Source organism: uncultured Campylobacter sp. (genome assembly GCF_938030815.1).
Lineage (GTDB): Bacteria > Campylobacterota > Campylobacteria > Campylobacterales > Campylobacteraceae > Campylobacter_B.
On sequence record NZ_CALHII010000192.1, the window covers coordinates 1 to 20,245 of the forward strand.

The following is a 20,245-nucleotide window of genomic DNA, read 5'->3' on the forward strand; positions in this document are numbered from 1 at the left end:
GGGCGTTATGCGGATCTTGGGATTAAATTTGCTCTTAATAGCGCAAATAAAAGCAATGTCCCGCTCTTGAATGCCCAGCCTTTCGATGTCGTTAAAATCGACCGCGAGCTCTGCCTTGACATAGGCAAGAAAAAAAATGCTATCCGAACGATGGTGGAGATCACGGGCAAGCTAAAGCGGGAGTTTGGATTCGCTCTGGGTGCTCAAGGGGTCGAAAACGCGCTGTCGCTGCGGCTCTTAAACAATTTGAAATTTAACTATCTGCAGGGAAATTTTATCGCAAAAGCGCTTGATCGCAGGGAGATAGACGCTTTCATCGCGCGATTTAAAGATACGCCCAAGCTCGCAGCCATCGATAAAGATGAGTTTATCAGCTTCTTAAACGCGCTTGATTACAAAGAGCTTGCTTTAAGCTTCGTTTCGCGCGCCGATGCGGGCGATCTGAGCCCTGGAGAGTTCGAAGGCTTTAGAGCAAAATTCGGCGAAATTTTAAACAAAACTCAAAGCGCGGGCAGTGAAAAATTTGCGCTAAATACAGAAATACGTAAGCAAATTTTAGATATTCTTTCGCTTGATTACCGCGTTTTGGCAAGCTTCATTCAGAGCTTTAAAACGCGACTGGATCAGTTCATAAGCGATTTGGAGGCAGCATGATAGATAGCGTTAGCGCCGATTTCGATCACGAGATACCAAACGGCTCGAGGCTGTATTTCGGAAAGAGCGCGCAGCTCAAGCGCGAGCTGGAAAATAAAGCGAGCGAAATCCTCGTTAAAAACGGCTTTAGCGAAATTTTGACGCCATATTTTTCATATCATCAACACCTAAGCGTCGCGCCGCAAAAGCTTCTTAAGCTCTCCGATCCCACGAACCACGAGCTTGCGCTTCGCGCAGACAGCACCGTGGACGTCGTGCGTATCGTGCGTAAGCGGCTGAAAGACGATAAGTTAAGGCGGCTATTTTACGTCCAGCCTACCTTCAAATACCCAAGCGACGAGTTTTATCAGATCGGCGCGGAGCTGATCGGGGAGAAAAATCTGCCCCTTGCGATCAAAATCGCGCAGGAATTTTTTAAAGAATTTGATCTTATGCCCGCGCTTCAGCTGAGCAATATCGAAATTCCGAAAAAAATTTGCGAAATTTTAAACCTGCCGCTTGAAATTTTTGAAAAGGGTAAGATTGAGACGCTGCTTGAGCAAAATTTGCCTTGGCTGGACGCTACGGCTCGCGCCACGTCGCTAAAGGACGTACAGGCTCTGCGGACGCAGGTGCCTGAAGAGCTAAAGCCGTGTTTGGATGAAATTTTAAACTTAGGCGTGGATTACGAGCGTATCTGCGTTTCGCTGCTGTATTACTCTAAAATGCGCTATTATGACGCGCTATTTTTTAGATTTTTGGATGCGGGCGCGGTGTATTGTAACGGCGGAAATTACGAGATTGACGGGCTAAAATCCAGCGGCTTTGCGCTGCTAGTGGATGCTTTGATAGAAAAAATTATGCAAAAGGATGAAAAATGAGCAAAGTTGACGTAGTCATCGGCGCCCAGTGGGGCGATGAGGGCAAGGGCAAGATCGTAGATATGATAAGCGCGAATTACGATTTCGTATGCCGCAGCAGCGGCGGGCACAACGCAGGCCACACCATCGTTATAAACGGCGAGAAATTTGCGCTACATCTGGTGCCTAGCGGCGTGCTTCATAAAAATATCATCAACATCATCGGAAACGGCGTCGTCATCAACCCCGATGTGCTGATTACCGAGATGGCGCAGTTTGAAAATTTAAAGGGCAGATTTTTCATAAGCGAGAAAGCGTTTTTAAATTTACAGTACCACTCGCTGATCGATCAGGCGCGCGAAAAGAGCAAGGGCGAGCTTGCGATCGGCACCACCGGCAAGGGCATAGGGCCTGCGTATGCCGATAAGATCGCGCGCACGGGACACCGCGTAGCGGAGCTTTTGGAGCCCGAAAGACTTGCCGAGGCGCTATCGCGGGATTTCGCTTCGCATGAGAGCGTTTTTGAAAAAGCGGGGGTTAAAATTCCTAGCAAGCTTGAAATTTACGATGAGCTAAAGCGCTATAAAAGCGCGCTCGAGCCATACATCGCAGATACCACGCACATGTTGTGGAAGGCGCTTGATTACGACAAGCGCGTGCTCGTAGAAGGGGCGCAAGGAAGCCTGCTTGATATCGATCACGGCACCTATCCTTACGTCACGAGCTCGACTACTATCGCGGGCGGGGCTTGCAGCGGCCTTGGGCTCGCGCCGAAAGATATCGGCACGGTGATGGGAATTTTAAAAGCCTACACCACCCGCGTGGGCAACGGTGCGTTTCCTACCGAGGATGAAGGCCCGCAAGGCGAGGCGATGCGCGAGATCGGCAAGGAGTACGGCACCACGACTGGCAGGGCGCGCCGCTGCGGCTGGTTCGACGGAGTGGCTACGAAATACGCCGTGCGTCTTAGCGGCATCGACAAGCTCGCGCTTATGAAGCTTGATGTATTAGACGGCTTTGAGAGCATTAAAATTTGCCGCGCATATCGCTACAAGGGTGAGGAGATCGATTATTTCCCGATCGATTTGGAAGCGGCCGAGCCGGTTTATGAGCAGATGCCGGGCTGGGACAGCGTCAAAGGAATTTCAAAATTTGAGGATCTGCCGCAAAACGCGCAAAATTATATCCGCAAAATAGAGGAGCTAAGCGGCGCGAAAGTGGGCTTTATCTCCACCAGTCCGGAAAGAAGCGACACGATAATTTTATAAAATCGGGCGGAATTTTAAGAATTTTAAAATTCCGCCGTTTGCAAACGCGGGCGGCGCGACCGCTCATAGAACTGAATTTAAAGGAACGATCATGCGAATACGACTACCACACGTGCCATATATCGCGCATAAAATAGCGCTGGATCTGCTAAACTCGGGCTGCGTTACGCTCGGTGCGGGCATAGAGCCCGTCGCCAAGGAAGCGGACGAGATCATAAGGACCGATCTGCAAAAAGAAAGAGCGATAGACGAGCGCGCAAACGAGCTGATAGATGAGCGCATAAGCGAGCTAGATGAGATGAGCGTGAATAAAAAAGATATGTTTTGGCTCATCAAACGCCACATCGCAAACGACGAGAATTTCGAGCTAAATTTTGAGGATCGCTACGGCACCATATCGCATAAAATTTTAGAAACCGTTTGGAAGAAAAATTTGATCGATTACAAAGTCTCGGAAAACAGGCTAAAGACGATAATTTATAACGCGATCGACGAATATCTTAAAAATTATCAAAAGATTGAGGATGCGGTCTACGAAAAGATCGATGGCTACAAGCAAAAACTGATCCCGGGTACCGAAGAATACGAGCTTGTGTTTGAAAAGCTCTACGAAGAGGAGCTAAGAAAACGGGGCATGCTGTAATGAACGCGTATATCTACATAGAAAATGGCATCTATCTGCAAGCCAAGGCGTTCGGCAAGGGCGGTAGCGCATTCGGCGAGCTCGTGTTTAACACCTCCGCCACCGGCTACGAAGAGATCATCTCGGATCCCAGCTACGCGGGGCAGTTTATTATTTTCACTATGCCTGAAATCGGTATCGTAGGTATCAACGAAAACGACAAAGAAAGCTCCAAAATCCATGCCAGCGGAATTTTCGTAAGAAATTTTAACAACGAGCCTTCAAATTTCCGCTCGCAGATGAGCTTGGAGGATTATTTTCTGCAAAACGGAAAATTCGGCGTTTACGACATCGACACTAGATTTTTAACCAAAATGCTGCGCGACGAGGGCAGTCTGCGCGCCTTCGTCTCTACCGAGATCAGCGATAAGGCGGCTCTTAAAAAGGCGCTTAGCGAGTCTGCGCGCATAGAGGAGATCAACTACGTAAGCATCGTAAGCACGAAGGCACCGTATAAGCACACATCGGGTCGCTGGAACGCCGAGCGCGGAAGCTACGCCCAGCCCGCAAGCTGCGGCAAAAAGATAGCCGTGATCGATTACGGCGTCAAGCGAAATATCCTAAACGAGCTTTGCGATCTGGGGCTCGGCGTCGAGGTTTTCCCGCACGACGTTAAAGCGGAGAGCCTGATTGCCAAATTTAAAGATGGGCAGATCGACGGCGTGTTTTTATCAAACGGCCCGGGCGAGCCTCGCATGCTTAAAGAGGAGATCGCGCAGATCAAAAAGATGATCCAGGCGCGCGTGCCGATTTTTGGAATTTGCCTGGGTCATCAGCTGCTAAGCAACGCGATGGGATATGAGACTTACAAGCTAAAATTCGGCCAGCACGGCGCAAACCACCCCGTGCAAAATCTGCGCACCAAATCGATCGAGATCACCGCGCAAAACCACAACTACAACGTCCCCGAAACGATCGCGCAGATCTGCGAGATCACGCACCGAAACCTTTTCGACGGCACGATCGAGGGGGTTCGCTACAGGGAGTACCCCGTATTTTCGGTGCAGCACCACCCCGAAGCCAGCGCGGGGCCTACCGAGAGCAAATATATATTTAAAGAATTTCTTGAAATTTTATGATTTTGAAATTTTGCCTGCATGAAATTTTACCGCGGCCCTGCGGTAAAATTTTAAATTTGCGGAAGGCTTTAAATTCTAACGCGGTCTTTGCATTGTAAATTTAAAGCCCGTCGCAGCCTGGATAATTGCAGGCTGGAGCGGTACGCAAAGCGCGCTTTTGCGAACTAAGGATTGCCGCGGTGATTTTGGATTAAGCAGCTTTTTGGATGAAGCGATCTGTGCTAGTTGCGATTTTAAATTTAAACCGGCTGCGCACCGCATGCTTTTCATTCGTGAGATTTTTGCATCCGCTTAGCTTTTAAGCGCACGCGCGGCTAAATTTTATGCGTTTTAAATTTAAAAATTGGGCTTGGCGCGCTTAGTCCTTTCAAAAAACAGATCCTGCGGCACATTTCTCATAGCTTCAAGTCCTTTAAATTTTACGAACCGTTTTGTTGCCGTCAAAAGTTGCGCTAGTAAGCTGCCCTGTCGCCCGTAAAATTTTATCTAACGTCGCCCGCCCGTTAAAGTCTTATTGACGCAATTTTGCCAGTTATGCCCTAGTTTTTGATAAATTATACCTGCCCTTCAAACCTTATCGGCGCCGTTTCATTTCCCTCTAAAAGCCATTTGCCTAAAATAAAATTCCGCTCCGCCGCGTAGTGAAATTTTACCTGCGCCAGCTTTGGAATTTTACTTTCAGCCGCTCTTAAATCTTTTTCGCACCAATAAGATTTAGCTCGCGTCACTTTAAATTTTGCCAATCTCTATGCTGCAGTTTTTACTCACGCTTCTTTTTTAATCCCGCCCATATTTGTACCTAAAATAAGAGTTGTGTTACTTTATGAAATTAAATTTTTAACTTAACATTATTTTAAGCTCAATAAAAGAGAAAATTTGAAAGAATTTCGTTTGAAATTTCGCCTTGAGGGGTCTGCTATGAGCTGCGCTTTAAAAGAGCTGGACGTCTTGCTAGTCGAGGATGATACTAAATTACTAGCCTCGCTGCATAAGGCGTTTGAGGGTATTTTTAACAACGTTTACAATGCCCAAAACGGGCTTGAAGGTGTGAAAAAATTCAAAAAATTTAGTCCTAATCTCGTCATTACCGATATTTTAATGCCGATCGAGGATGGGCTTGAGATGATACGCCAGATCAAGCAGATCTTTCCACATGCCCCTATCGTGGTGCTTAGCGGCTTCAGTAGGGAGGAGCAGCTAAAAGGCGTTATGGAGATTGGCGTCGAGCGGTATTACTTTAAGCCGGTAGATATCGCCGCATTTGTGCTAGAGATAAGTGCGCTGATGAAGTCTAAGCTGAACTCTGTACGAGTCGTAAATATGGGCGCAGGCTACGTATTTGACGGACTTCGTCGTATTTTACTGAAGGATAGCGAGCAGATCGTGCTTACTAAAAAGGAGCTTTCTTTTGTTTCGCTGCTAGCCAGTCGCGTGGGCGAGCTGGTGCTTTACGAGGAGATCAAGCGTTATGTTTGGACCGAAGGAGCCGTGAGTGATACGGCGCTTCGCACCTTCGTCAAGCGTATCCGTGATAAAGTGGGTGGTGAAATCATAAAAAACGTCCCGAGCCTAGGATACAAGATCGAGCCTGAGCCAGCTTAGATTTGATTGCGTTTTTGCCGCTTTGTAATTTACGGAATTGCACTCGTAAAATTTTGCGTTTAAATATGCCGCGATTAATGCGGAGCGAGGCAGAATTCCGCGCTCAAAGCGCAACAGATTAAAATTTTACGCTCATCTGAAATTTGCTAAATTTGACTTGATAAAATTTAGCCTCTCAAGCTTTTCAAAAACTTCTTTGCTTAAAAGCCCAAACTAAAAATTTCTTGCTAAAATATCGCAAAATTCCGCGTTCTGCGAATCGCTCATAAAGGATTTGTTTTGAAAAATTTGCCCTCTAAAAATCTCTTTGTCTACACCAGCTCGCGTGCGCTACGCGCGGCGCTACAAAGCGAGAGGGGCGGCGTGTTGGCGCCAAGGATTACGTTGGCGGAATTCTACGAAAAGGCGCTTTTTGTGCCGGATCTTGTCGCTTGCGGCGAGATAGATCGCGCGCTTTTTATGAAGCAGGCGGTGAGTGAGAGCAAGCGCGCAGGCGAGAGGCTTAAATTCCCTAGCGAGCTTTACGAGTTTATGCGCAACCGCGAGTATCTTTTCGGTTTTTTCAAGGAGCTTGCGACGGAGCGCGTGAGTATCGATGCGCTCGATCTTAGCGACACCTACGCGTGGTATGCCGAGCATTTTGAAATTCTGCGAGAGCTAGCGAGGGCGTATGCAAGGATTTTGCGTGAGCATGGATTTTACGACGAGATCACGCTGCCCGCGCTTTATGAGCTAAACGAATCCTATCTGCGCGGATTTGAGCGGATAGAAATCAACATCGACGGCAATCCTAGCGCATTTGAGTTCGAGGTTTTTAAGCGCGCTGCGGAGCTTAGCGAGGTTGTGCTGAGCTTTAGAGCCACGACCTTAAATTCCAAGCCCGTGCGTGCGGTGGAGGAGCTTTGCGGCATAAGTCTAGAGCCAGGTTTTGCATACCGCGTAAATCTTAGTACGGGTGAAATTCTAAGCCGAGAGCCGCTAAGCATGGGCGGAGCGGTTGTGTGTAGAGGCTTTGAGCTGCGAAGCTTGCAGGCAGGCTACGTTTTTGAAAAAATTTCATCCTTCGTGCGCGTGGGCATCGCGCCGGAGCGCATCGCGGTAATTTTGCCCGACGAGAGTTTCGCCGGCACGCTGCGGCTTTACGACGAGCGCATCGCAAGGGCTCGCGGCTCGCACCGTATGCTAAATTTCGCGATGGGAGAGAAGCTTAAAGATAGCCTATTTTACGTAACGCTAGAGAAAATTTCGCAGTGCTTAAAAGAAGCGCGCACGCCGAAATTTGGCGTAGATTACCGCGCATTAAAAAGCCCGGACGGAGAATTTTTCGATACGAAGGATTCCGCGACACAGCAAAATTTAGCGCTAGGTAATTTCGCTTCTGAGAATTCTGCATCGCAAAATTTTGCACAGCAAAATTCCGCGTTTGATTGCGAAATTTTTTCAAATTCTAAAGCGGATTTAAATTTTATGTCTGCACGAGAGTTTGAAAATACGGAAAATTTTGAAATTTTGCGCGAAATTTCAGCGGAACGCGCGAATAGCGCGGAGGGGCAAAGCTTTTCTTTTGATATTGCGGAGTTTCAAGAGCCCTTAGAGTGTGCGCAGCAGCCCGATTATTCGGTTAGCGCAAAACGGCAGGAGCTTTCAAAGAAGCAGCAAGGGAGCCTACGACACTCTATGCAGCGGGAGCATATAGAGCTTGAGGAAGAAGATGGGTATTCAAAAAGCCCTAAACAGCGCGATCGCTTTAGGCACCCTAAAATACGCGAGGGCGCAGATGAGTATCCGCAGCGCCCAAACCCACAGGAGCTTGATCTGTTTTTTGCGAGTGTGGGCGTGGATGAGGCACTTTTTGGTGAGTTCGCACGCGATTTTGCAAAGCAAGTAAGCTTCGAGCATTTTGAGGCGCTAATTATCAAGCTCGCCTATTTACCTAAAATTAGCGACGCGCTGCTGCAAGAAAAGTTAAAAGAGCCGCTATATCTAATTAAAATTTTGCTTCGAAAATTTAAGGACGAAAACCTAAGCTTGGGCAATCTAATCGATCTTTTTTTGTTAGAAATTTCGCGCATTAAGCTCGATGATGTTCGTGGCGGAAAGGTCACGGTAATGGGGCTTTTAGAGAGCCGTGGGCTACAATTTGATGGCGTGATAATCCCCGATTTTAACGATGATCTGGTGCCTAAGCGCAGTAACGGAGAGATGTTTTTAAACTCTGCTTTGCGCGCTAGAGCAGGGCTCATCAGCCATGCAGACCGCGAAAATTTACAAAGATTTTACTACGACGGCTTGCTAAGAGGCGCTAAAAAAAGCGCGATTTGCTATCTGCAGAGCGTCGAGAAGTTGCCTTCGCGGTTTTTGAAAAGCTTTGAAGTGCAACAAGACGCGGAATTTTCGCAGGAGGATTATTTGCGGCTTTTTGGGCGAGAGGAATTTAAGCCCGCCTTATGCGGACAAGAAGATCCCGTGGCTCGCCATGATTTTTTTGCCGAGGAGCTGTCGTTTTCGCGGCTGGATACGTTTTTAGAATGCAAGAGGAAGTATTATTACCGCTACGTTTTCGGGCTGAAGGAGGGGCTAAAATTTGGCGATGACAATGCGCTTTTGGGCAAAATTTTACATACGAGTTTTCAGCGTTTATACGAGCGAGCGGGGATGAAATTTAGCATGGAAAAATTTCGCCCTATTTATTCGCAGCTTGCGCGAGAAGCAGGGATTGCGCGCTTTGATGCGGAGCTTGAGCTAAAATCGGTAGAAAAGCTAGCTAGGCTTTTAGAAGAGCATGAGCAAATTTGGAGCTTTAGCGGTAGTGAAGTATCGCTAAAAGGCGAGCTTGACGGAGTGCGGCTGAGCGGGCGGATCGACCGCATCGACGAAGATAAGGCAGGGCGGAAGTTTATCATCGATTACAAACGTGGTTCGGCTAAAAAGCATATGGAAAAATTCCAGCTTACGTTTTATCGCGCGCTTTTGGCTCAGGAGTGCGAATGCGCCTATCTGTCGCTAAAAGATTGCGCGTTTGCGGCTCCTGGCGACAAAACGCCTAGCTTAGAAAATCTACGCGAGACGCTAAGCTCTATCGGCAAGGAATTTGCAAGCGAGGTCGCTTTTACGCGTACGGAGGCGGTGCAAAGTTGCGAATATTGCGATTATAAAATCATTTGCAAGGGGCAGATCGATGGCAAAATTTGAAAATTATCTGGCGCTTGAAGCAAGCGCAGGCAGCGGCAAGACCTTCAATCTTGCAGTGAGGTTCATCGAGCTGGTGCTAAAAGGCGAGCCGATCAATGAAATTTTAGCGCTTACCTTTACTAAAAAAGCGGCTGCTGAGATGAAAACGCGTATCGTGGAGAAATTTCAAAATTTGCTGCTTTTGCAGGATGGCTCGCTAAAGCCTAGCGCCGAGCTGGAGCAGATTTGTGCTGATTTAGGGCTAAGCGCGGATGAGGTTTTAGCAGCGCAGCAGCGGCTGCTAAGCAAATTTTTAAGCGAGAGTCTAAACGTCTTTACCTTCGATGCGTTTTTTGCAAAAGCTCTACGCTCCTTTGCGCTAAACAGCGGCATCGATCCAGGCTTTGAAAACGACGAAAGCATACTAGGCGTGCAGCAGGCGGCGTTTTTAGGCGCGATTTGTAAAAACGAAGCGCTATTAAGAGAGGTCGTGGATTATGTAAGCGACTCTGGAATGACAAAGAGCGAGTTTTTAAATAGCTTGCAAAGCATTTGGAGAGGCGATATAAGCATAAATCCGCCCACGTTTCCTGCAAGCTCGGCGCTAGCAGAGATAAATGAAATTTTATCCTGCTTGCAAAAAGCGGCAAGAGATGCGTGCGTAAGCGCTGGAGCCGTAAATGGGCTAAGCCCTGTTAGTGATCTGTCAAAATTATCCTCTGGTTTCATTCTTTCGGCTCTTGCCAACGGCAGTTTCGATTATCCGCGCTCGCAGCTTAAAAAAATTTCGCATTTTGACGGCGAGCTAGCAAGGCTAAAAGACGCCATAGCTCGCGAAATAGCGTGGATGGATGCGACATATGCGGCTAAGCTGGCAGGACTAATTAAAATTTATGCCGAAGCGCTTAAATCAGTGCAGCGCAAAAGCGGCAAGCTCACGTTCGGTGATGTCACTGCAGCCGTGCACTCGCTGCTAAATCCAAGCGCAGAGGCGTTACAGGGCAACCGCGAGCTTTTGTATTTCAGGCTCGATTCTAAAATCACGCATATTTTAATCGACGAATTCCAAGATACCGACATTTGCCAGTATGAAATCATGCTGCCGCTAATCTCTGAGGCGCTTGCTGGCAAAGGGGCGGAAGAGCGCTGTGGCAGCTTTTTTTACGTAGGCGATAAAAAACAGAGCATCTATAAATTTCGCGGCGCGGAGAGAAAAATTTTTGATATTTTGCGCGAGCAGTTTAGTCAAATCAAAACGCATAGTCTGCCGCGCAATTATCGCAGCTTAAAACTCATCGTAAAATTTGTAAATGAGATCTTGCGCGATAAATTTGCGTCTTATGAAGATCAAATCGCGGCAAATAAGCTAGATAACGATCTGCCTACTTCGGTGCTGCAAAAAATCAAGAACTATCCGCTTTCTCATCCGCGAATGCCGCTATTTGAGGTACAAAGCGACGATTACGGCTATGTAGCAGCGTTTTCATACGACGACGTGCTAAAGGGGGCTGCGGAGCAAGCGCGCAGACTTGTTGAGGAGTGCGGCGTAAGAGCTGATGATATCGCGATTTTATGCTGGAAAAACGAGCATGTAAGCGCGCTAAAAGAGATGCTATCGGAATTCTGCGAGGTTTGCAGCGGCTCAAATAAGGCTCTGCGTTGCAGCGAGCAGGTAAATGCCGTAATTCAATATGCGAAATTTTGCGTAGGTGGCGATGAAATTTATCTACGAAACGCCGAAGCGATTTTAGGTAGGCGGCTTAAAAAAATAGCGGTCGATCTGCATAAAAATGCGCAAAAAACGGCGGAATTTATCGCTAGCACGCTGAAATTAAATTTTGTCGATCCGGATCTACTGCTATTTTTTGAGACGCTGGCAAAATTTAATAGTTTTAGCGAGTATCTGTTTGCAAACGACGAAACGGAGGTATTTGCCAAGGAACAAAGCGGCATTAAAATTATGACCGTGCATAAGTCCAAGGGGCTTCAGTTCCCGCACGTAATCGTTTGCGACCGCATCGGAGGAAAAGACCGGGGTGAGAGCTCAAAGCTCGCGACGGACTATGATTTCGCCACGCATAAGTGGAGGATTTTTTATAAATTTGCGAGCAGAAAGAGCTTGGATGCGGAATTTGCAGCGCTAATGGATGAAAACGATCGCTCTGCACACGAAGAGGATATAAACAAGCTCTACGTGGCATTTACCCGCGCCGAACGTTCACTCATCATCGTAAAACGCTCCGAGGCAAAAATAGATCAATACAATTATAGCTTTTTTTCGCCTTACGCCAAAAAGACCAAGGGCGCGGGCGTAGTGGAGTGGCTGGATATCCCGGATTTTCAATACGGCTACGTAATCCCAAGCTCCGTAAAATCAGAAGAGCAGCCGCCGCGCAAAAAGATCGCGCTTGTAGCGGGCGAGCCTCAAAGTGCGCAAGAAAAAGCAGGCGGCGGCGAAGCGGAGGCGCTAAGCGCGATATATTTCGGCGAGGCGCTGCACTATGCTCTGGAGATGAGCGAAGGATTTGCGGCGGATGAAATTTTACGAGGAGTAAGCCTGGCAAGAGGTCGCTACGCTAAATTTTTAAATGACGCGGATTTTGAAAATATCGCGGCGCGGGCGCTAGGACTAAGCAAAAACGAGGAATTTTTAGCTCTGATAAGAGGCGCTAAAGCTTATAAAGAGATGCCGATCAAAAGCGCGGAGGGTGATCTTTTGCGCGTGGATCTGGCGTGCTTTGGGCAGGATGAAATTTTGCTTTTTGACTATAAAAGCTCCGAAAAATACCTCGCGCAAAACAAAGCTCAAGTGGCGCGGTATAAAAGCGTGATCCGCGAGTTTTATCCGCATGCGCGAGTGCGCGCCTTCGTGCTGGCTCTCGAAGCTGCGGGCGCTAAGCTGATCGAAGTGAATGAGGAGGGATAAAATTTTAAAGCTTAGATGAAATTTGAGCGCAGATAGATTAAAGATAGCTTAAATTAAGCTATACATAAGGATATTTCTATATAATCACAGCTCAAATTTTAATAAGGCGGAAACCATGACAGAAATTACAAAGCCTAGCGAAGTTAAGCGCGACTGGGTCGTTATCGACGCGACCGACAAAAGATTCGGTAGAATGCTTACCGAAGTCGCCGTATTGCTACGCGGCAAACACAAACCAAGCTATACTCCAAACGTGGATTGCGGAGACTACGTCGTTATCATCAACGCTTCAAAAGCCGTATTTACCGGCAATAACAAAGGCGACGACAAACTTTATCACAGCTACTCGGGCTATTTCGGAAGCGTAAAGAGCGTGAAATTTCAAGACCTGCTTAAAAACAATCCCGCAAAGCTCTACAGACTTGCGGTTCGCGGCATGCTTCCTAAGACGAAGCTCGGCAAGGCGATGATCAAAAAGCTATTCGTATATGAAGGCGGCGAGCACCCTCATACTGCGCAAACAACTAAAAAAGGAAAATAATCATGGCGACAATTTATGCAACCGGAAAGAGAAAAACTGCCGTAGCTAAGGTTTGGGTAAAACCGGGAAGCGGCAAGATCGTAGTAAACGGTATGGATCTAAACACCTGGCTAGGCGGTCACGAGGCGATCAAGCTAAGAGTCGTTCAGCCGCTTTTGGCGACCAAGCAAGAGACCTCGATGGATATCACCGCGCAGACTTTGGGCGGCGGATATTCGGCTCAAGCGGATGCGCTAAAGCACGGAATTTCAAAAGCGCTTGCCGCGATGGATAAGGATTTTAGAGCGGCTCTCAAGCCAAAAGGTTTACTAACTCGCGATAGTCGCGTGGTCGAGCGAAAGAAATTCGGTCGCCGCAAAGCGCGTAGAAGTCCGCAGTTTTCTAAGAGATAATGTTTTTTACAAATTTGTGACGAAATTGTCACGAATTTGTAAATTCTTTAAAAATTTTATGGTAATATCGAATTATAACTTTATTTGAAAGGATGTTTAATGAAGAAAGTTCTACTTGCATTAAGCTTGTGTGCATCTAGCGCATTGCTCGCTACAGATGCTGATTATCACTGGGAGATTACCCCTACTGTTGGCGGAATGACTCATGAGGGAAATATGGATTTAGATTCGAATTTTATGTTCGGTCTACGTCTTGCCAAAAATCTACAAGATTCGTTTATCGATCAAGTAGAGGTTGGTTTTGATTACTCTCGCAATATTGGTGTAGAGGATTTAGCTCACAGAGCAGGCAACGATAAGCCTGACGCTAAATATTATCACATCAATGCTGTAAAAGACTTGGTAAATTTCACCGATAATTTCAAATTATACGGCTTGCTAGGTCTTGGCTATATGGATTACACTAAAGACGTTTACAACGATGGCGATCAAGATAGCGGCTTCGGTCAATACGGCTTGGGTCTAAAATACTACATTACCGACAATTTCGCTACAAAACTTGAAGCACGCGATGCTATCAGATTTGACGACGGCAACCACGTATTGTTCTATACTCTAGGCTTTGCAGTTGATTTTGGCAAGAGATATGCTGACGCAGCTCCAGCTGCCGCTCCGGCTCCTACAGGCTGCAAAGACGCAGATAACGACGGCGTATGCGATAATGTCGATAGATGCCCAGGCACACCTGCTGGCGTAGTTGTAGATGAATATGGTTGCGAGAAGGTTATTAGATTAAATTTGGGCGTAAATTTCGCTACAGATAGCTCAAAAATTTCTCCTGAGTTTATGAACCAGATCAAAAACGTAAGCGACGTGCTAGTAGCTCACCCTGATTACAAAGTAATTCTAGAGGGTCACACCGATAGCACCGGCTCGAATGCATATAATCAAAAGCTTTCCGAGCGCAGAGCTGCTGCAGTTGGAGGTGCGCTTAAGAGCTTCGGCGTAGATGCTAGCAGAATCACCACTGTAGGATATGGCGAGACTAAGCCTATCGCTACAAACGCTACTAAAGCAGGCCGCGCTCAAAATAGACGCGTTGATGCTAAATTTAGAAAATAATCTTTTCTAGATCCACATAAGCGGAGCTTCGGCTCCGCTTTTTTTATATCCAAATTAAATTTTAAAATGCCAAATTTCCAAACCACTCTGCTTTTTGATCTCGATGGTACACTCATAGACTCCACGCCCGCGATATTAGATGGTTTTCATTATGCATTTGCGCATTTGGGCGCCGTAGACCCTAGCGATGAAGCGATTAAAAAGCTTATCGGGCATCCGTTAGAAGTGATGTTTGAACGTCTAGGTGTGACGCGCGATGTGCAGGATTTCGTGCTCGCCTACAAACAGCGATACGCGCAGACTTTTTTGGATCAGACCGTTCTGCTAAGCGGTGCGTTCGAGACGGTTCGTGCGGCGAGCGAGTTTGCAAATTTAGGCGTCGTAACGACCAAGACGTCGAAATTTTCTAAAATTTTATTGCAGCATCTGGGTATTGCGGAATTTTTCGGCACCATCGTCGGGCGAGAGGACGTAAAATATCCCAAACCAAGCGCCGAACCGATCTTAAAGGCGCTCGAAAATTTAGGAATTTGCGGCGCGAACGCTAGCCAAAGCCCGCATGCGGCTCGCGGTAAAACTCACGACGCGACTGCCGATAAAAATACAAGTGCTACTAACAGGAGTACGATTTTGAGTGAAATTCCGCCATCCGATCTACCGAGTATTCTTGCGCTTGATCCTGATCCTAGCAAAGTTTACGAGCAAAATTTAAGCAGCATCGCGAGTCAAAATTCTGATAGAATTTCGTTTAAAAATTTAAGCGAAGTAAAGAGCGATAGACATGAGGCTGGCGATAAGAGCCAAAAGAGCGGTATCGGCATCGAGGGCGAGAGCTATAAAAGCGGTGCGCGCGGCAGTAAAATTTATGATGCGCATGAGCTAAATTCCACTCCTTGCTATGACAAAATTTGCAGCAACGAAATCCTGTCTTCTGTTAGCAAAAATATCTTTATGATCGGCGATACGTCGCTTGACGCCATTTCGGCAAAGTCGGCAGCGGTGCGAAGCGTGGGCGTAAGCTGCGGTTACAGCAGTGCCTCGGAGTTACGGGCGCATTTTGAGTTCGTATGCGCGGACGCAAAAGAGGCGGTTGAGCTGATACGCGAAATTTCATCAAAATTTTAGGTGCAATAAAGCGAATTTTTTCTAGCTTCAATGCGCTATTTTTGCAAATACTTAGAAGTGAACCCGCGCCCGAAATTTAAAATTCGAAATTCCAATTAATTTTGCGTTTTAAACAGTGCGCGATATAAATTTACCCGCGCTATTTAGCTGGAAAGCAAGGCGCTTTCTAAGTGTTCAAACGATGCGCGGAGTTTAATTTCGCACATTTCTGCTCTGGTCTAGCAAATAGCCTGTGCTGAACTAACAATGTACGGGAATATTTCACTTTGTCCATAGTACTTGATCTGATTCGTTTAATGTTCGGTATTAACGACGTATAGGAAAATTTTGCTACCTTGAGTAATTGTGCTCTATTCACTTTAGGTTTGTATTAACACAATGTACTGGAAAATCTTGCCGTAGCCAAATTTTACGTAATTTTGCAATGTCTTTTGAGTTTGCGAACGGCCTTTGCAAGAAATTTAATGTAAGCTTCGCGCCTAAATTTTGGTTTTAATTTTAGTTCATACCCCCGTCATTTAATCGTGATAAATTATATGCTACGCTTGCGGCGAGTACTAAACGATATATGTTTTGAGGTGGGTTCATGCGCTAAAATTTCATCCTGTGACAAATAAGCTCGCAAAGGCGTAAATATAGGATAAACTAGCCAAATTTTAAAATTTAGCTCCGCGGCGAGCTAAATTTTTTTATCGGAGCCTGTGAAAACAGCGTTAGCTTTTGCGTTTTAATTTTATAGTTTCGGCGCAGCAGGGCTTTAAATTTAATCTAAAATTTTACAAAATTTTAAAATTCCACCCGCTCTTATGCTTTTTTAAAGCAAAATTCTATAAAATACCGCTTCCGCAATGGGCTATCGTCTAATGGCAGGACAACAAACTCTGGATTTGTGAATATAGGTTCGACCCCTATTAGCCCATCCACCCGAATTTTAATTTCCTTTATCATGCTAGTTTTTGAAATTATTTTACGCGGCGCCTTTGCAGATAGTGGCAGCATTCGCCGGCTAAAGCAAATTGCGTCGAGCCATAAAATAGGCAAAATTTTAGCGAGCTAATAAGTAAGTTGCCGCTTTAAAGCGGCGGATTATTTGATTTTTTCTTTGCCTTTGTAAGTGGCGATGTTTTGATACGAGCCATCCTTTTTAAACGCTACCACATCATAGACCTCGGGCTGTGAGCCTTGCTCCATACCTGGCGCTTCTAGCGGCATGCCAGGCACTGCTATGCCGATGACGTCTTTAGGCTTATTTTTTAGTAGCGTGCGGATCTCACCTGCTGGCATATGTCCTTCGACTACATACCCGTCTATGATCGCGGTGTGGCAGCTAGCGAGCTCCAGCGGAAGTTTGAGCTCATTCTTCTTCTGGATAAGCGGCTCATCGGCCAGCGAAATCATCTCGACTTCAAAGCCATTTTGCTCCATATATTTTGCCCAGTTGTGGCAACAGCCGCAGCTCTTGCCGTGATAGACCTTGATGTGTTCACTCGCCGCCGCATAGCTACCTAATGCCGCTAAAAGCGCACCTACAAATAAAATTTTCTTCATATTTTACTCCAGTGATTAAAAGTCCTCGATTATACAATACGTATAGTAAATTTTTAAGAGCGAACCGTAGGATTTTAAGATTAGATTTGGTGAAGCGGTACCCGCTCGTAAGCCGAAATTTTACGAAATTTTAAAATTTCGGCGTCGCGGATAAAGCGGATAAATTGGTTATAGGCACTGAGAGAGTGCTGATTTGATAGCGGATTTTGATACGTAGCCTTCCGAGTCGCTGGTAAGTGATACGTCGCAGCCTGGCTTATAGTTTTTCCAGGTGTAGATGTTACCATTGTCTTCGGTTGTTTTGATGGAGTCTGGCTGTTTATTCCACGCAGAAATTACTTGGTTGATATGAAATGCATCGCTGCGATCTTTCGGCGCATTAGTCATACCTGTGCTGTCGGGCAAGGTCGTTTCGACCATATCGGTGGTGCCTGCGGTGGAAACCTCTTGGACTTTATCATTTACGCCGCCGATATTTGTTTTGCTGCTTTGGGATTTTGTTTGATTGCGTACTCCGCTTGGTTCGTTGGATATATTCCAGTTGGAACAACCGATAAAAAATACCGCTGCTACGAGCGCAGCTATTAAATTTCTCATAAAATTCTCCTTCAAAAATTTCGTTGCGATAGTAGCACATTTATCTTTAGTTTAAAATAAATCCGAGCCCTTCAAATTTGAAATTTCCTAGGAATTTTGCGAGGCGTTTCAGTAGGAATTTATAAAATTTCGGATAATATTCAAAGTTTCATACCAAACGGGCTTTTAAATTTTGCACGGCAAATGCCTTTTTGGCTACCAAATTTTAAAGGATTTTTGATGTATGCTATCATCAAACACGGCGGCAAGCAGTATAAGGTCGAAGAGGGCAACTACCTAAATTTAGACCATTTTAATGCTGAGCCGAAAGCAAAGCTCGAACTTAGCGAAGTTTTAGCGCTAAACGACGGCGAGTTAAAGGTAGGAGCACCGTTTGTAAAGGGTGCCAAGGTGGTTTTGGAGGTCGTTTGCGAAGGCAAGGATAAAAAAGTCGTTATCTTCAAAAAACGCAGACGTAAAGATTCAAAAGTAAAACGCGGCTTCAGACGCCAATACACCCGCGTCAAAGTCGTTTCGATTAACGCATAAAGGATAGAAAATGGCACACAAAAAAGGTCAAGGCTCAACCCAAAATAATAGAGATTCCATCGGACGCCGCTTAGGCGTCAAAAAATTCGGCGGCGAGTTCGTTCGCGCGGGCAACATCATCATTCGCCAGCGCGGCACTGCGACGCACCCGGGCTGCAACGTAGGCATGGGTATCGATCACACGATTTTCGCGCTGATCGACGGCGTCGTAAAATTTGAGCGAAAAGATAAAAATCGCAAAAAAGTGTCGGTTTATCCAGCTGTGTAATTACCGCTAAAATCTTCGGGGGCGCAAGCCCCTCTTTTAAAATTTCATCCATTTAAAAATTATCTTCAACTCATTTGGCTATAATTGCCGTTTTAAATTTAAGGATAGCTATGTTCATAGACAGCGTAAAATTTAACGTCAGATCAGGGGACGGCGGCGCAGGTTGCGTCAGCTTCCGCCGCGAAAAATTCGTCATCTTGGGCGGTCCTGACGGCGGCGACGGCGGCGACGGCGGCGACGTATATTTCAGAGTCGATAAAAACTCCCACACCCTCTCATCCTACAAGGGCAAGCGTGAGTTTAAAGCGCAAAATGGCGCGCCCGGCGAGGGTCGCAAAAAGACGGGCAAAAGCGGCGAGGATCTCTATCTCATCGTCCCTCCAGGCACCAGCGTTTACGACGAGGACAGCGGCGAGCTGGTGCTTGATATGCTAAATGACGGCGAGACGAGGCTGTTTTTAAAAGGCGGCAAAGGCGGGCTTGGCAACGTACACTTTAAAAGCTCGATCAACCAAGCCCCCGAATACGCACAAAAAGGCCTAGAGGGGCAGACACGTGAGGTGAGATTGGAGCTAAAACTCATCGCCGACGTTGGGCTCGTAGGCTTTCCAAACGTGGGCAAAAGCACGCTAATCTCGACCATTTCAAACGCCAAACCCCAGATCGCAAACTACGAGTTTACCACGCTCACGCCAAAGCTCGGCCTCGTCGAGGTTGACGAATATAGCGGCTTTGTCATGGCCGATATCCCGGGCATCACCCTTGGCGCAAGCGAAGGGCGCGGGCTTGGCGTGCAGTTTTTAAAACACGTCGAGCGCACGAAAATTTTACTTTTTATGCTTGATCTTGCGAATTATCGCAGCCTTGAGGAGCAGTTTGACGCGCTGCGGGCCGAGACGGCGAAATTTTCAGAGGGGCTTGCAAAAAGAGACTACGCTATCGCTCTAACTCGCGCGGACGCGGCCGAAAATTTGCAGGAAAAATTTGACGCGTTTTTGTCGCATTTGGGGCTCGCGGGCACGGCGGACGAGATGAAATTTAAGCAAGATATTTATGAATTTGACGCTGCCAAGCCGTTTTTTGTGATGCCGATATCCTCGGCGACTGGGCAAAATATAAACGAGCTAAAATTTAACCTGCTTGAGCTGCTTAAAAAGGAGCTGTAGGCTGCGCTAAAAGCCGCGTCGCAGAGGGCTTTGCAAACGCAGGCCTTAAGCGCGTCCGAATATGTGGGTAAATTTTGTATTTATCGCTCGCAAACGCCGCAAAAAGATAAAATTTAAGAAGGCGAAATGAATAAAATTTTTATTCTAGTATTTTTATGCTTCGGCGCATACGGTTGCGATCCCGCCGATCCGGTGCCAAATTTTATGGACTTTAACGACAAGGATCATGACGGCGCGCTGAGCTTGCAGGAGTGGATGGCGAGCGAGGTGCCGTCCGGACTGAAAGTAGAGCTAAATTTGCGCTCAGGCCCAGAATTTAAGAGGTTGGACGCTAATCATGACGGCAAGATTAGCCTAAATGAGCTGGGAGCGAAACCCTCTGCAAAGATTTATTGGTCCGAAGATCCGTGCGCTTTTTGGCCTTGGAAGGATCAAGGCGGAGATGAAAATCAATCCGCCGTCAAATAAGCGCGAAAAACGGCGATAATGCCGCCTTTTGCGCGGGGTTTGGCTTGTGCGACGCGTATAAATTTTACTTCGCACGGTCGGCGCCCGTGTGATCGCTCGCGCCGCGATTTGGCTAAATTTAAAGGAAAAGAATGAATATAGTTTTTATGGGAACGCCCGAGTATGCGGCTAAAATTTTGCGCGCGCTTGCCGAAGCTAAATTTGAGATCGCGGCCGTATTTACGCAGCCTGACAAGCCTGTGGGCAGGAAGCAAATTTTAACTCCGAGC

General features: G+C 46.7%; 19 protein-coding genes, 1 tRNA gene and 1 pseudogene. 18 read left to right on the top strand and 3 right to left on the bottom strand.

From position 1 onward, the window contains the following. The 5 genes from Q0277_RS07290 to carA all read left to right on the top strand — a co-directional run. Nucleotides 1–654, top strand: a 654-nt coding sequence (locus Q0277_RS07290) for an EAL domain-containing protein (protein WP_297996885.1), incomplete at its 5' end; no start/stop codon positions are given. Beyond that, a complete protein-coding gene (locus Q0277_RS07295; RefSeq protein ID WP_297996887.1) occupies nt 651–1,514 on the top strand; it encodes an ATP phosphoribosyltransferase regulatory subunit in 864 nt (287 codons plus the stop codon). The genes Q0277_RS07290 and Q0277_RS07295, both read left to right, overlap by 4 nt. Then, the gene (locus Q0277_RS07300; protein WP_297996889.1) at nt 1,511–2,761 is read left to right on the top strand and encodes an adenylosuccinate synthase; all 1,251 of its coding nucleotides are present in this window, start codon (nt 1,511–1,513) and stop codon (nt 2,759–2,761) included. The genes Q0277_RS07295 and Q0277_RS07300 overlap by 4 nt, the downstream gene beginning before the upstream one ends. Nucleotides 2,762–2,852: 91 nt before the next feature. Next, complete coding sequence (locus Q0277_RS07305) at nt 2,853–3,404, top strand: DUF507 family protein (RefSeq protein ID WP_297950531.1); 552 nt, start codon at nt 2,853–2,855, stop codon at nt 3,402–3,404. Then, nucleotides 3,404–4,522, top strand: coding sequence for a glutamine-hydrolyzing carbamoyl-phosphate synthase small subunit (carA, locus tag Q0277_RS07310; RefSeq protein WP_297996891.1), 1,119 nt, complete (start codon nt 3,404–3,406; stop codon nt 4,520–4,522). Before Q0277_RS07305 ends, carA begins: the two co-directional genes overlap by 1 nt. A 554-nt stretch (nt 4,523–5,076) precedes the next feature. On the opposite strand, the gene Q0277_RS07315 is transcribed toward carA, so the two are convergent. Continuing rightward, nucleotides 5,077–5,265 (bottom strand): hypothetical protein, encoded by a 189-nt coding sequence (locus tag Q0277_RS07315; protein WP_297996892.1) that lies wholly within the window; start codon nt 5,263–5,265, stop codon nt 5,077–5,079. Nucleotides 5,266–5,398: 133 nt separating this feature from the next. Here Q0277_RS07315 and Q0277_RS07320 point away from each other — a divergent pair, with 133 nt between their 5' ends. The 8 genes from Q0277_RS07320 to Q0277_RS07355 all read left to right on the top strand — a co-directional run bounded on the left by Q0277_RS07320 (nt 5,399) and on the right by Q0277_RS07355 (nt 16,324). Continuing rightward, nucleotides 5,399–6,124 (top strand): response regulator transcription factor, encoded by a 726-nt coding sequence (locus Q0277_RS07320; protein WP_297996894.1) that lies wholly within the window; start codon nt 5,399–5,401, stop codon nt 6,122–6,124. Between the two features lie 279 nt (nt 6,125–6,403). Then, entirely contained in the window at nt 6,404–9,316 is a 2,913-nt protein-coding gene (locus Q0277_RS07325) for a PD-(D/E)XK nuclease family protein (protein WP_297996896.1), read from the top strand. Then, on the top strand, nt 9,303–12,221 hold the full coding sequence (locus Q0277_RS07330; protein ID WP_297996898.1) for a RecB-like helicase: 2,919 nt from the start codon (nt 9,303–9,305) through the stop codon (nt 12,219–12,221). The genes Q0277_RS07325 and Q0277_RS07330 overlap by 14 nt, the downstream gene beginning before the upstream one ends. A 115-nt stretch (nt 12,222–12,336) precedes the next feature. After that, entirely contained in the window at nt 12,337–12,762 is a 426-nt protein-coding gene (gene rplM / locus Q0277_RS07335; RefSeq protein ID WP_005869672.1) for a 50S ribosomal protein L13, read from the top strand. Nucleotides 12,763–12,764: 2 nt separating this feature from the next. Further along, nucleotides 12,765–13,154 (top strand): 30S ribosomal protein S9, encoded by a 390-nt coding sequence (gene rpsI / locus Q0277_RS07340; protein WP_005869670.1) that lies wholly within the window; start codon nt 12,765–12,767, stop codon nt 13,152–13,154. A gap of 99 nt (nt 13,155–13,253) precedes the next feature. Further along, on the top strand, nt 13,254–14,276 hold the full coding sequence (locus Q0277_RS07345; protein WP_297996899.1) for an OmpA family protein: 1,023 nt from the start codon (nt 13,254–13,256) through the stop codon (nt 14,274–14,276). A 66-nt stretch (nt 14,277–14,342) separates the two neighbouring features. Next, entirely contained in the window at nt 14,343–15,401 is a 1,059-nt protein-coding gene (locus Q0277_RS07350; protein ID WP_297996901.1) for an HAD family hydrolase, read from the top strand. An 849-nt stretch (nt 15,402–16,250) separates the two neighbouring features. Then, nucleotides 16,251–16,324 (top strand) — tRNA-Gln (locus tag Q0277_RS07355). Nucleotides 16,325–16,487: 163 nt separating this feature from the next. On the opposite strand, the gene Q0277_RS07360 is transcribed toward Q0277_RS07355, so the two are convergent. Both Q0277_RS07360 and Q0277_RS07365 read right to left on the bottom strand, forming a co-directional pair. Continuing rightward, entirely contained in the window at nt 16,488–16,949 is a 462-nt protein-coding gene (locus tag Q0277_RS07360; protein WP_297996903.1) for a DUF411 domain-containing protein, read from the bottom strand. Between the two features lie 168 nt (nt 16,950–17,117). Beyond that, nucleotides 17,118–17,546 (bottom strand): hypothetical protein, encoded by a 429-nt coding sequence (locus Q0277_RS07365; RefSeq protein WP_040303372.1) that lies wholly within the window; start codon nt 17,544–17,546, stop codon nt 17,118–17,120. Between the two features lie 219 nt (nt 17,547–17,765). On the opposite strand from Q0277_RS07365, the gene rplU reads away from it, so the two are divergent. The 5 genes and pseudogenes from rplU to Q0277_RS07390 form a co-directional block, all read left to right on the top strand. Next, entirely contained in the window at nt 17,766–18,074 is a 309-nt protein-coding gene (gene rplU, locus Q0277_RS07370; RefSeq protein WP_040303368.1) for a 50S ribosomal protein L21, read from the top strand. 10 nt (nt 18,075–18,084) lie between these two features. Further along, nucleotides 18,085–18,342 carry a 50S ribosomal protein L27 gene (gene rpmA, locus Q0277_RS07375; protein WP_297996904.1) on the top strand — a complete coding sequence of 86 codons (258 nt, stop codon included), beginning with the start codon at nt 18,085–18,087 and terminating at the stop codon, nt 18,340–18,342. 110 nt (nt 18,343–18,452) lie between these two features. Further along, nucleotides 18,453–19,508, top strand: a complete 1,056-nt coding sequence (gene obgE / locus Q0277_RS07380; protein WP_297996906.1) for a GTPase ObgE — start codon at nt 18,453–18,455, stop codon at nt 19,506–19,508. 126 nt (nt 19,509–19,634) lie between these two features. Further along, the gene (locus Q0277_RS07385) at nt 19,635–19,976 is read left to right on the top strand and encodes a hypothetical protein (protein ID WP_297996908.1); all 342 of its coding nucleotides are present in this window, start codon (nt 19,635–19,637) and stop codon (nt 19,974–19,976) included. Between the two features lie 131 nt (nt 19,977–20,107). Then, nucleotides 20,108–20,245: pseudogene (locus Q0277_RS07390) on the top strand (methionyl-tRNA formyltransferase); the annotation flags it as partial.